Genomic DNA, 12,718 nt, shown 5'->3' with positions numbered 1-12,718 from the left:
ACCATATGATAATAAGATTTGCATATTAAATTAATAGATTGGGAGTGTCATAGCATATGAAAACATTAGTAAATGAAACAAAACTTGATCAAGTAGCAATTAATACAATCCGGACATTATCGATTGATGGCATCGAAAAGGCAAACTCAGGTCATCCTGGTATGCCTATGGGGTCAGCACCAATGGCTTACACGCTTTGGGCAAAAGAAATGAATCATAACCCAGTGAATCCTAACTGGTTTAACAGAGATCGTTTTGTTTTATCAGCAGGTCATGGCTCCATGCTTTTATATAGTCTATTACATTTATTCGGTTACGACGTAACCATTGATGATTTGAAAAACTTCCGTCAATGGGGCAGCAGAACTCCTGGGCACCCTGAATTTGGTCATACCCCTGGCGTTGAAGCAACCACAGGGCCACTTGGACAAGGTGTTGCTATGGCAGTGGGGATGGCAATGGCGGAAAGACATCTAGCTGCAACATATAATCAAGAGGGATATCCAATCGTTAACCATTATACCTATAGTATTTGTGGAGACGGCGACTTAATGGAAGGAGTATCTGCTGAAGCAGCATCTCTTGCAGGTCATCTTAAACTTGGAAGACTCATTGTCATGTATGATTCAAATGATATTTCATTGGACGGGGATTTACATTTATCCTTCTCTGAAAGTGTTGAGGACCGATTTAATGCCTATGGATGGCAAGTGATTCGTGTTGAAGATGGAAATGATACAGATGCAATTCAAAAGGCATTGCAAGAAGCAAAAGCAGAATTGAATCGCCCAACATTAATTGAGGTTAAAACAGTGATTGGCTTTGGTTCTCCAAATAAAGCTGGTAAATCCGCTTCTCATGGATCTCCACTTGGAAAAGAAGAAATTAGGTTAACAAAAGCTGTCTATAATTGGGATAATGAAGAGCCATTTTTCGTTCCAGAAGAAGTTAAAGATCACTTTAATCAATTTACACAAGATGGACAACTGAAAGAAAATGCTTGGAATGAATTATTTGAAAGCTATAAGAAGGATTATCCTAAGCTCGCAAAGCAATTTGAATCAGCTATTATTGGTGAACTTCCAAAAGATTGGGAAGAGGCATTGCCTACTTTTACTGAAGGTGAAAAGATAGCAACTCGTGCATCATCAGGGAAAGCACTAAATGCCGTAGCCAATGTTATCCCACAATTTATCGGGGGGTCTGCGGATTTAGCAGGTTCGAACAAAACACTGATTACATCTGAAAAAAATTACTATATTGATAGCTATGCAGGCCGCAATATTTGGTTTGGAGTTCGTGAATTCGCGATGGGTGCCGCACTAAATGGGATGGCACTTCATGGTGGAGTTAAAGTATTTGGTTCTACTTTCTTTGTATTCTCGGACTATTTACGCCCTGCAATTCGATTAGCAGCCTTAATGAAACTTCCAGTTACTTACGTATTTACACATGATAGCATCGCTGTAGGTGAAGACGGACCTACTCATGAACCAGTCGAACAGCTAGCAGCATTACGTGCTATGCCCGGACTTTCAATTCTCCGTCCTGCAGAAGCGAAAGAGACAGTTGCTGCTTGGAGATTGGCCATCGATAGTACAGATACACCAACTGCTCTTGTCTTAACACGTCAGGACCTTCCAACCTTAGCACTTCCGCAACAAACGGTTTATGAAGGTGTGAAAAAAGGTGCATATGTTGTTTCAGAAGCGAAAGGCAATGCTAGCGGTTTATTGCTTGCAACTGGCTCGGAAGTTTCACTGGCGATGGCTGCTCAACAAGTGCTTGAAAATGAAGGAATCTTTGTATCTGTTGTAAGTATGCCTAGCTGGGACCGATTTGAGAAGCAGACACTTGAATATAAGGAATCGATTCTGCCGAAACATATGAAAGCACGGCTTGCGATTGAAATGGGTTCATCGATTGGTTGGAGAGAATATGTTGGGGACCATGGCAGTGTCATCGCCATCAATCAATTTGGTGCATCTGCACCTGAAAGCATATTACTTGAAAAATATGGCTTCTCTGTTGAGAATGTTGTGAAACGTTTTAAAGAACTAACTTATTAATAAAAAAAATTGCTGCCAGGTAATTCTGGCAGCAATTTTTTTATTATCCATAGCCTAGTCTTACTAATTTCATTAAATTGTTAGAAATAAACAATAATAGCTGCAAAAATAGATATAAAATATAATTAAGATTTTGTATTTGTGTAGATTGTTTATCAAAGGCGGGATACTTAGTGAAAAACATTTCCCAATTATATGAAGAAATAGAAAGATTACAATTAAGGATAGAAGAACTTGAAAATAGAGAACAGGAGCTATTAAAAGAACTCCGACTTAATTCTTCCTTACATTCGATGGTTCTCGATGCATTGCCGATTAATGTTTTTTTAGAAGACTCTGAAGGTCGGACGATGTTTGCGAATAAAAAGGCATGTGAGTTAAATGGTATGAATTTAGATGAGTTATTGGGTAAGACTGTTTTTGACTTTTTCCCAGAAGCTATTGCTAAAGTAAACCGAAAAATGGACCTCGAGGTATGGCGGAAACGAAGTCTTATTACGTCTGAAGCAATCGCAGGTTTTCAAGGGAAGGAATATTATATGTTTTCCGGTAAAACGATTATTCAAGTACCGGAATCAAATGAAGAATTTTTACTGGGGTTTGGTATGGATATTAGTGAATTAAAAAAGGCAGAAAAAAGGATTGCGCATATGGCCTATCATGATGCTTTAACTGGTCTTCCAAATCGCTGGTTTATCAAATCCTTTCTAGAAAACTACGAAGTAAAACATGAAATGGAAAACTCAGGTGTAGGGCTGTTTCTGCTTGATTTAGATCATTTTAAAGTAATCAATGATAGTTTAGGACATCAAGCAGGAGATGTATTATTGCAATCGGTTGCCAAAAGATTAAAAGAGGCACTTGGCAAAGATACTGTCCTTGCAAGATTTGGCGGGGATGAATTTATCATCTTAGTTCCTAATTTAACCAGTGATGTAGAGGCTAGTGAAATGTGCAGGCAAATATTGCAGGTAATGGTAGAGCCATTTATTGTTTACGGGCAAGAATTTAACATTTCACCAAGTATAGGAATAAGTTTATACCCCCATCATGGGACAGATATTAATACGTTAATTAAAAACGCTGACCTTGCTATGTACCAGTCGAAGGAAAAGGGAAGAAACTGTTATTCTTTATATATACCTGAAATGAAGGAACGTGCCAAAGTTCGAATGGATTTAATAATGAAAAAGCATCCTGCTGAAAATGATTGCGTTCTAGCATAGAAAATGGCTGCCATATAGAATAATGGCAGCCATTTCTTAAACCCATTTAATCTCTTCAACTATTTGCTGTCTAAACAACTGGATTAAAAATTCATGATAAAAATCTTTTCTTACGATTATTTGAATCTTATTGTTTGGGTGAATATAGAAATGGGTATCTGTCAGGATATTATTTTCATCAAAATAGGTGCGGATCCTAGCGATTTTTTCCTTCCAATTGCTATTAACAAAAGTAAGGGTAAATTCAAAATCATCGCCGTTAGCTGTTTCTTTTAAATCAAGAAGCTGCTCGTCATATCGATATTCTAGTTTCATCATACTCCTCCTATATTAAATATCTCAAATAAATGTAAACTGTACAGATTATGATTGATAAAATCATTAATGGGAAGGAAATCAATAAGAATTTTCCAAAAGTAATCGGATGCCCTTCTTTCGCTGCAAGCCCAGCAACAATCACATTGGCACTTGCCCCAATTAATGTACCGTTTCCACCAAGACATGCCCCGAGTGAAAGGCTCCACCAAAGTGGCTCCAAATTATTTATTCCTAGTTCTCCCATATCTTTAATCATCGGAATCATTGTTGCGACAAACGGGATATTATCAATAAAAGCAGATGCGATAGCACTTACCCAGAGAATTAATATTGATGTCGAAGTCACATCACCACCTGTAAGGTGAACAGAGTAATCTGCTAATAACGAAATCACTCCAGTTTCAATCAGACCTGATACCAATACAAACAGTCCGATAAAGAAGAAAATGGTTGTCCATTCTATCTTTGAAAATGCTTTGTCTAAATATTTTTCTCCTGTCAATAGAAGAAGCAAAAAGGCACCCGCTAATGCAACAGTTGCGGATTCTATGTGCAGTAACTGATGCAGGAAGAATCCCAAAATAGTTAACAGCAGGGCAGCTAATGACTTGATTAATAACCTTTTATCCGTTATTTCTTCCTTTTCATCTAGGTCCATTAGATTTGCCTTCAGTTCTTCTGATGTTCGAAGCTGTTTTCGATAAATCAATGCTAATATTCCAATATTCACAAACAAAATAAAGAATGATATAGCAGTAAGATTATCAATAAATGCCATAAAGGTAAGTTCCTTAACAGCGCTGCCAAGCATGATATTAGGAGGATCCCCAATCAATGTGGAGGTTCCTCCAACATTTGATGCGATAATTTCAGTAATTAAAAAAGGAATTGGATTGACTCGAAGTTGCCTTGTGATACTGAATGTTACCGGAACCATCAAGAGTACCGTTGTTACATTATCTAAAAATGCTGAACCCAATGCAGTAATCGTACCGAGCGCAAGCAAAATTTTTAGAGGATCTCCTTTAACTTTTTTAGCTGCCCAAATTGCAATGTATTTAAACAAGCCAGTCTCGGATGTTATAGCTACGATAATCATCATACCGGTCAGCAATCCGAGTGTATTAAAGTCAATATGGTGAAGCGCCTTTTCCTGATCGATAATTCCTAATAATACCATCATGATTCCGCCAGTCATGGCGATGATTGTGCGATGGATTTTTTCCGTGACGATAAAGGCATATGTAATTAAAAATACACCAATGGCGATTAGTGCTTGCGTTGACATATATCGACCTCTTCTCCCTTGGATTATTTATATAGTGCGCATATGAAAAAATGACAAAAAGGAGCCTGTTTGACAGACTCCCCCTAGTAAAACACCCTATACATATTATACATTATTTTATTAGACTATGCTTCGGATGTAAAGAACATCTTTAACTATTAGAGCCCCAATTTTTTTATAAAGTCAACGGTTTCCTGATGCTCGGGTTTAACTAACTTATATAGGCCTTTATCCTTCCTTACAAGGGATTTCCCTGACTCGTCAGCAATTGGTCTTGTAAATGAGATTCCTTTTATTATTTTCCACCTGTTACTGCTTTTTTGGATTGTGAGATCAATAATTCCTAGACGACTTCCGAAAGCTCCGGCCATAACAACAGGTTTTCCATTTATATGTCCCGTTTTGATATTTGTTTTAGGTGAATTTTTATAAACAGGTCCCGGGAAGACATTATGGGAATGCCCTGCAAGTACGACATCAATTCCAGGGATGTTTGTTAAATAATAAACTGCATTTTCTGATTCAGAGCTATATGGCTCGAAGCTGATCCCTGTATGAGCTAGAGCGATAATGATATCTGCTCCTTTAGATTTCATAATCGGGATCATTTCTTTCGCTGTATCAACTATCGGTTTAGCAATGACCTTACCTTCAAGATTAGCCTTATCCCATTTCATAATTTGGGTAGGCATAAAAGCTATGACCCCTACATTTAATTCAAATTTTTCACCAGTTTGGTCGACCACATTTCTTTTTAAAATAACGTACGGGGTGAAGTAGTGTTTATTTTTTTTTACAGAGTAAACATTGGCATTGATGACAGGCATCTTTGCACCCTTAATGACTGCATTGAGGAAATCAAGTCCATAATTAAATTCGTGATTGCCTATGGCAATAGCGTCATAGTTCAAAAAATTAAAGGCGCGATAAACCGGATGGATTTTCCCCTTATTAATACCCCGAATTCTTGCCAAATACTCTCCAAGAGGATTTCCTTTTAGGTGGTCACCATCATCAAACAATAAAGAATTTTGAGCTTCATGTCTTGCAGCCCTGATAAGTGTTGCTGTTTTAACAAGACCAATTCGGTTGTCAGGCTTTGTTTGATAATAATCGTAATTCACTAAGGATGCATGCAAGTCGGTTGTTTCTAAGATACGTAAATCAACCACACCTGGTTGTTTAGGCGTGTTCTCGGCTTTAGATGAAAAGGGAGTTTGAGATAAACTCAAAAGAGATAGGATCAAAAAGATAAACAAAGTCTTTTTATACAAAATAGAATGCCTCCTTCATAATCGTGCTTTAAAGGTATCTTTAGTATTCGTTTTCCTATTGGAATTATGATTCTTTTTGACAATCAAGTGACATGTGACTTTGGTCAAAGCGGATAGTGGGATATTTATCATATAATGGAAGGAGAATTATTTTTGAAGTTTTTCCTAAAGTGTTTAATTGGAAACGCTTACAGGTTATAGGGGAGTGACACTCTAGGTGAATCTAATAAGAAAGATAACTATTTTATCGGGTCATTTTGGAAGCGGGAAAACAGAGATTGCTATTAATTTAGCTTTATCTGAAAGACAAAAACATGAAAAAGTAGCGATTAATGATTTAGATATTATTAACCCTTATTATCGAACGCGGGATGTAGCTAATATTTTTCAGCAGCGAGATATTGAATTAATTGCCCCAAAAAGTCATCTCGCAACATCTGACCTTCCAATTGTGTCTGGTGAGATTTATCGAGTTTTACATGACAATAGGTATAAGTTAATAGTAGATGCCGGGGGGGATAAAGATGGTGCTACAGCTTTAGGGCAATATTATCATGAATGGAAGGAATTTAGCCCTGAGCTCCTTTTTGTCCTTAATAAGAATCGCCCTTATGTTAGTACCTTAGAGGGGGCATTGTATACGATTGAACAGATTGAAAAAGCCTCCCGATTAAAGATTACAGGAATAATAAATAATTCAAATCTTGGCAGGGAAACAACCATGCAAGATGTTCAAACAGGCTTTGAGTTATGCTGCCGAGTGGCAGAAAAACTTGAAATCCCAATTTTATATACAACTATTTCAAACCATTTGAAAAAAGAAGCAGAGGAATTTGCTAATAATCATGAAGTAATCTTTATCGAACGATTTATGAAATTACCTTGGGAAGGGTAAAGGAGGGAATTGCTTTGGAAAAAAAGGTCGTTTTTAACGAAGACATTTGCAAGTCTTGCGGTCTCTGTGTTCAGGTCTGTCCAACAAACGTTATTTTTCTGGCAGATTATTTAAATGGAAAAGGCTATCGCCCGGCTGCAGTTGTTGATCAAGAGCATTGTATCAGTTGTGCGAAATGTGCCCAAATATGTCCGGATACTGTTATTGCTGTATATAGGCCAGTAAAGATATTGCAAACTGTGTGATTTTAGGAGGGGGCGTTATCGATGGGGAAAGTGTTAATGAAAGGAAATGAAGTAATTGCTGAGGCAGCGGTTCATGTGGGATGTAAGTATTTCTTTGGCTATCCAATCACCCCGCAAAGTGAACTTGTCGCCTATATGGCAAGAAGACTTCCTGAGGTTGGAGGGATATTCCTTCAAGCAGAAAGTGAAATTGCTGCAATAAATATGGTGTACGGTGCAGCAAGTACAGGTGTGAGAGTAATGACTTCCTCTTCAAGTCCAGGCTTTAGTTTAAAGCAGGAGGGGATTTCTTATTTAGTGGGTGCTGAGCTTCCTGCTGTTATTTGTAATATCGTTCGTGGAGGTCCGGGATTAGGGAATATTCAGCCTGCACAATCCGATTATTTCCAAGTAACAAAAGGCGGGGGACATGGAGATTACAATATTCCAGTCCTTGCACCGGCGAGTTTACAGGAAATAGTTGAATTAACAGAGGCTGCCTTTGATATCGCAGACCGCTACCGGACACCGGTTATTTTAATGGGTGATGGTATGCTGGGTCAAATGATGGAACCAGTTGAATTCAAGGAACGCAGCGAACAAGAAAAGACTGAAAAGGCATGGGCAACAACTGGGACACGCGGAGATGGCGGTCCGAGGATTATTACCTCACTGGAACTAGATGCAGAGGGATTAGAAAAGCGGAACTGGAGTCTACAGCAAAAATTTGCCTTAATAAAGGAAAATGAAGTTCGATATGAGTCCTATCAAACTGAGGATGCAGATTATATTATGGTAGCATTCGGAACGGTTGCTAGAATCACGATGAATGCCATAAATAAAGCCAGAAAAAATGGTATAAAGGTTGGGTTAATTCGGCCTATTTCACTTTGGCCGTTTCCGGAGAAGCCATTTATTGAAACAAGGGACCAGGTTAAAGCATATATTTCCGTTGAAATGAGCGCAGGGCAAATGATTGAGGATGTCAGGCTTGCGGTAAATGGTCACGCCCCGGTGGACTTCTACGGCAGGACTGGCGGAGTAGTACCAACACAAGAAGAAATATATGAAAAGATTATCACCATTGCAGGAGGGGTATCAGTATGACAATGAAGACTGTGTTTAAAAAAACAAGCGGTTTGACTGATAAACCTACACATTATTGTCCCGGCTGTACTCATGGTATCATTCACCGTATGGTGGCTGAGGTTTTAGAGGAAATGGATATTTTAGAAGATACAATAGGAGTAGCATCCGTCGGATGTTCCGTGTTATCGTATGAGTATTTTAATTGTGATATGACACAAGCAGCACACGGCAGGGCCCCTGCCGTAGCGACTGGAGTAAAACGGGTTTTGCCTAATCGGTTTGTGTTTACTTACCAAGGTGATGGAGATCTTGCTTCGATTGGGATAAGTGAAGTGATCCATGCCGCAGCCCGAGGGGAAAATATAACAGTTATCTTCGTAAATAATGCTATTTATGGCATGACAGGCGGACAAATGGCTCCGACAACGCTGATTGGTCAAAAAACAGCCACTACACCGTTCGGCCGTGATGCCAGCCTCCAAGGTTCGCCAATTAAGGTGTGTGAAATGATTGCCACACTTGATGGTGCCGCCTATATCGAGCGGGTTTCGTCACATGATGTTCCTCATATCCAAAAGGCAAAAAAGGCGATCCGAAAAGCGTTTAAAACACAGAAAAAAGGATTAGGTTTTTCAATGGTAGAGGTATTATCGACATGTCCAACCAATTGGGGACTAGACCCGGCGGAATCACTTGAATGGGTGAAGGATAGTATGGTTCCAGTTTATCCTCTGGGTGTATACAAAAATAAAGAAGGAGGGGAAAACTGATGCTCGAGGAAATTATCATTGCCGGCTTTGGCGGACAAGGTGTTATGTCGATGGGACAACTTCTTGCTTACGCCGGGATGCTAGAAGGAAAAGGAGTTTCGTGGCTTCCTTCTTATGGACCGGAGCAAAGGGGAGGGACAGCCAATTGTGCGGTTGTTATAAGTGATGAACCAGTCGGTTCTCCTCTTGTTACGATGCCATCGACTGCCATCGTTTTAAATAATCCTTCATTTGATAAGTTTGAACCTAAGGTTCGCCCCGGTGGACTTTTAATTATTAATTCATCGTTAGTTGTTAGAAATTCAGACCGAAAAGATCTAAAGATAATTGAATTAACGGCAACAGATGTGGCAAACGACCTTGGAAACGCGCGTGTGGCCAATATGATTTTATTAGGGGCGTTTTTGGAACAAACGAAGATTGTTACAGAGGATTCGGTAATAGAGTCATTAAAAAAGGTCCTTTCTGAAGATAAGCATCATTTACTAGATATAAATAAACAAGCCTTAAAAAAGGGAGCATCACTTGTCAAAGTGGCTATATCCTAAGAGGAAAGTCAGCTGTATCGCAGCTGGCCTTTTATGATAAAAAAAAATAAGTTTGTGACATAATACGTAAAGTGATAAGGTTCACTTAACTGAAAACCATTTTCAATTAAGATGAATATATAATCATTTCCAAGGAGGAATAGTAAATGGAAAAGAACTCTGTTAAAGAATATATGGAATATAGTGAAGATAAATTCACAAAGAGAATTATTTACAAAAAAGGAGAAACGACCGCTTTTGTTTTGAACTTTCTACCAGGGCAGCAACTGCCAAAACATAAGCATCCGGGTACAGAGGTTTATCTTTATGTCGTTACAGGAAACGGCACAATTATAATAGATGGAAAGGAATCAGAAGTATCAGAGGCAGATTTGATTCACGTGGGCAGCGAGGAAGAAATGTCATTTAATAATAGCGGTAAAGAACCTGTAAGTTTGTATGTCGTGTTAAGCAAAATTCCAAGCGAACTTTATGCAAAAAATATATAACCAAGGCAACTTGGAGTCGATGAAGGACAAAACTTGGTTGGAACGTAGAAGAAATGTCCTTCATCGAGCCGATGAAGGACAAAACTCAGTTGAAATGAAGAAGAAATGTCCTTCATCGAGCTGATGAAGGACAAAACTTGGTTGAAAAGAAGAAGAAATGTCCTTCAGCCTGATATCAGGCTGGCTTTTTTTTTGAACGAGGTTGTTTTCTACTCTCTTTGCCAAAAAACCACCAGTTCCAATCCCCGAGTAATTTCATCAGAGCTGGAACCAAGACCATCCTGACAACGGTGGCATCAATAAAGATGGCGATCGCAATCCCTACCCCCAGTTGCTTGACAGGCATAACCCCAGTAAATGCAAATGCCCCAGTAACGACAATCATAATGGCAGCGGCTGAAGTAATAATTTTACTAGTGTAGGTCAAACCAGAAATGGTCGCCTCACTATTATCACCTGTTTTTAAATAGAATTCCTGAATTCTCGATATGAGAAACACTTCGTAATCCATTGATAGGCCAAAAACAAGGGTAAAGACAAACACAGGTAAAATGAGAGCAATATCAACTTGTGCTACTCCTAAATGCCCTTTCTGGAATATCCAAACCACAATTCCAAAGGTACAGCCAAGACTTAACATATTCATTAAGATTGCTTTCAATGGAATAAGAATGGAGCGGAAAGCTCCCATTAATATCACGAACGTAGAAATAACAATTAATAATAAACCATAGGGAGCTTTTTGAAATATTTCTGAAAAGATTTCTTGCTCAAATTTAATCGGTCCGCCAAATGAAGCTTTAAGGCCTAAATCTTTATTGGACCAATCGCTTACCCACTGTCGTGCCTTTGAAGAATGTTCACCAGTATTTAAATACACCTCTATAAGCATTTTATTACCTCTAATGTAGTAGTTAGAAATTGGGGCACTATTGGCATTTTTTCCATAGGTGAGAAATTGCTTAAGCTGTTTCACATCTTTTATTCCAGTTGCTGAAAATGGTGAGTCTACGGAATTTACAAGCACATCTTTATCAAGAGCGTTTATTACTTTTTTTACTTTTTCAAGATTGTTTATTTCAAGAATGCTGCCTTTCGTTTCAAGAACCATCGTCACTTTTTTCTCATCACGTTTTTCTTTTGCTACGAAATGATCTTTAAATGTTTCTAAGGCATCTCGTGAAGGGTAATTTGGCGGCAGAGATTCAGTTCCAGGAATGGCTAAAATCATTTCTTTCAGGGGCACCAATCCTGACAAAAGAATCACAAGGGCTGTAATTGTCATGAGAATAGGCCGTCTCATCACAAATTTTGCAAATCGGTGCCAGATACTTGTTTGTTCGTCTCTGACGGGCAGTAAACTTAATTTGTTGATTTTGGTTCCCAATACCCCTAGAAGTGCAGGGAGAAAGGTTAATGCACAAAAAGCAGAGAGTAACACTACGGTCATCCCGCCTAGTGCTACATTTTGAAAGATATCGATTTTAATAAACCAAAGCGCCGATAAGCCAATAAAAACACAAAGACCTGAAAAGATGATTGATCGTCCCGCCGTTGAAACGGATATTTCAATAGCAGATTGTATGGATTTTGTTTTTAGCTCTTCTTTGTATCGATTGATAAACAACAAGGCAAAGTCAATACTAAGGGCCAAACCTATCATCGGGACTATATTTAATATAAAAATGGTTAAATCCGCACCATAACTAAAAAAGTAAACGGTTCCCATTGTACATAATATAGAAACAACCCCAATCACAATTGGAAGGGAAGCTGAAACGAGACCTCCGAACGCAAGGATAAGAACGATTAAGGCGATTGGAAGACCGATCATTTCGGCTTTTGCTAAATCTTCCTGACTTGCAGTATTTAGGTCTTGAACAATAATTGGTTCACCTGTCATAGTGACCTTTAAGCCTTTTTTATTTTCAAGCAGCGCTTTTAATTGATTAATTTCTTTTCCAAGGCTTTCCGCATTCTTGTTAAAAGTAATAAGCCCATAGGCATAATTATCAGCTATCATCCCTTCCCGTTCAAAAGGGGAAATAACCTGTTTTCCAACATGATTTGTGGTAATTTTATCAAATATGTCTAAAATGAACTTTTTAAAGTTATCATCACTGACAGTTTTATTTTTTTCGAACACAAGGATGATCGAGGACTTCGGATGCCCGAATTCTTGTTCAAGGATATTTCGTGTTTGATTGTATTCTCCTTTATACTCAAAACCATTTCCGCTTAGAACAGCAGGTAATTTTAGAGCAAAGAATCCTAATAGCAAAATAAGGATAATCCAAAATGCCAGGATCCATTTTCGTTTTTTATAGATATATCCGCCTAATTTCTGCAAGGTACCGCCTCCTCAAAAAGGAATCTTCATCCTTATTTCAGTATACAGAAGAACTGATAAACAGCGGATGACTTATTGGTGTCTTTTTCTTTAATCACTAATTAGTTTATATATCTTAATAAATGTTCCCCATTTTAGAGGATGAAAATTCACCGTATGAAGCTTCTTAAAGCATGAAA

General features: G+C 38.3%; 12 protein-coding genes. 8 read left to right on the top strand and 4 right to left on the bottom strand.

Annotation, left to right across the window (positions count from 1 at the left end; genetic code table 11):
- The first annotated feature begins 56 nt into the window (after positions 1-56).
- A complete protein-coding gene (gene tkt, locus BDR01S_RS12075) occupies positions 57-2,069 on the top strand; it encodes a transketolase (RefSeq protein WP_066251711.1) in 2,013 nt (670 codons plus the stop codon).
- Positions 2,070-2,242: 173 nt separating this feature from the next.
- Positions 2,243-3,295: a GGDEF domain-containing protein gene (locus tag BDR01S_RS12070; RefSeq protein WP_066251712.1), complete on the top strand. Its 1,053-nt coding sequence runs from the start codon at positions 2,243-2,245 to the stop codon at positions 3,293-3,295.
- 36 nt (positions 3,296-3,331) lie between these two features.
- On the opposite strand, the gene BDR01S_RS12065 is transcribed toward BDR01S_RS12070, so the two are convergent.
- The 3 genes from BDR01S_RS12065 to BDR01S_RS12055 all read right to left on the bottom strand — a co-directional run bounded on the left by BDR01S_RS12065 (position 3,332) and on the right by BDR01S_RS12055 (position 6,175).
- The gene (locus tag BDR01S_RS12065) at positions 3,332-3,610 is read right to left on the bottom strand and encodes a hypothetical protein (RefSeq protein ID WP_066251715.1); all 279 of its coding nucleotides are present in this window, start codon (positions 3,608-3,610) and stop codon (positions 3,332-3,334) included.
- A 10-nt stretch (positions 3,611-3,620) separates the two neighbouring features.
- On the bottom strand, positions 3,621-4,901 hold the full coding sequence (locus tag BDR01S_RS12060) for an ArsB/NhaD family transporter (RefSeq protein WP_066251717.1): 1,281 nt from the start codon (positions 4,899-4,901) through the stop codon (positions 3,621-3,623).
- A 158-nt stretch (positions 4,902-5,059) separates the two neighbouring features.
- Entirely contained in the window at positions 5,060-6,175 is a 1,116-nt protein-coding gene (locus BDR01S_RS12055) for a metallophosphoesterase (protein ID WP_066251720.1), read from the bottom strand.
- Positions 6,176-6,392: 217 nt separating this feature from the next.
- Between BDR01S_RS12055 and BDR01S_RS12050 the strand changes: the two genes are divergently transcribed.
- From BDR01S_RS12050 to BDR01S_RS12025, 6 genes are all read left to right on the top strand, one after another.
- A complete protein-coding gene (locus BDR01S_RS12050) occupies positions 6,393-7,070 on the top strand; it encodes a hypothetical protein (protein WP_082797402.1) in 678 nt (225 codons plus the stop codon).
- 14 nt (positions 7,071-7,084) lie between these two features.
- The gene (locus BDR01S_RS12045; RefSeq protein WP_066251724.1) at positions 7,085-7,315 is read left to right on the top strand and encodes a 4Fe-4S dicluster domain-containing protein; all 231 of its coding nucleotides are present in this window, start codon (positions 7,085-7,087) and stop codon (positions 7,313-7,315) included.
- A gap of 21 nt (positions 7,316-7,336) precedes the next feature.
- The gene (locus BDR01S_RS12040) at positions 7,337-8,401 is read left to right on the top strand and encodes a 3-methyl-2-oxobutanoate dehydrogenase subunit VorB (protein WP_066251726.1); all 1,065 of its coding nucleotides are present in this window, start codon (positions 7,337-7,339) and stop codon (positions 8,399-8,401) included.
- Positions 8,398-9,153, top strand: coding sequence for a thiamine pyrophosphate-dependent enzyme (locus tag BDR01S_RS12035; RefSeq protein WP_066251728.1), 756 nt, complete (start codon positions 8,398-8,400; stop codon positions 9,151-9,153). Before BDR01S_RS12040 ends, BDR01S_RS12035 begins: the two co-directional genes overlap by 4 nt.
- Positions 9,153-9,701: a 2-oxoacid:ferredoxin oxidoreductase subunit gamma family protein gene (locus tag BDR01S_RS12030; protein ID WP_066251731.1), complete on the top strand. Its 549-nt coding sequence runs from the start codon at positions 9,153-9,155 to the stop codon at positions 9,699-9,701. The genes BDR01S_RS12035 and BDR01S_RS12030 overlap by 1 nt, the downstream gene beginning before the upstream one ends.
- A gap of 146 nt (positions 9,702-9,847) precedes the next feature.
- Positions 9,848-10,189, top strand: coding sequence for a cupin domain-containing protein (locus BDR01S_RS12025; RefSeq protein ID WP_066251735.1), 342 nt, complete (start codon positions 9,848-9,850; stop codon positions 10,187-10,189).
- A 175-nt stretch (positions 10,190-10,364) separates the two neighbouring features.
- Here BDR01S_RS12025 and BDR01S_RS12020 read toward each other — a convergent pair whose 3' ends face one another.
- Positions 10,365-12,539: an MMPL family transporter gene (locus tag BDR01S_RS12020; protein WP_066251737.1), complete on the bottom strand. Its 2,175-nt coding sequence runs from the start codon at positions 12,537-12,539 to the stop codon at positions 10,365-10,367.
- Between the last annotated feature and the right edge of the window lie 179 nt (positions 12,540-12,718).

Source organism: Neobacillus drentensis NBRC 102427, assembly GCF_001591445.1.
GTDB lineage: Bacteria > Bacillota > Bacilli > Bacillales > Cytobacillaceae > Neobacillus > Neobacillus drentensis.
The sequence above is the reverse complement of the archived record's forward strand: the minus strand, read 5'-3'. Positions and strand labels throughout refer to the sequence as shown.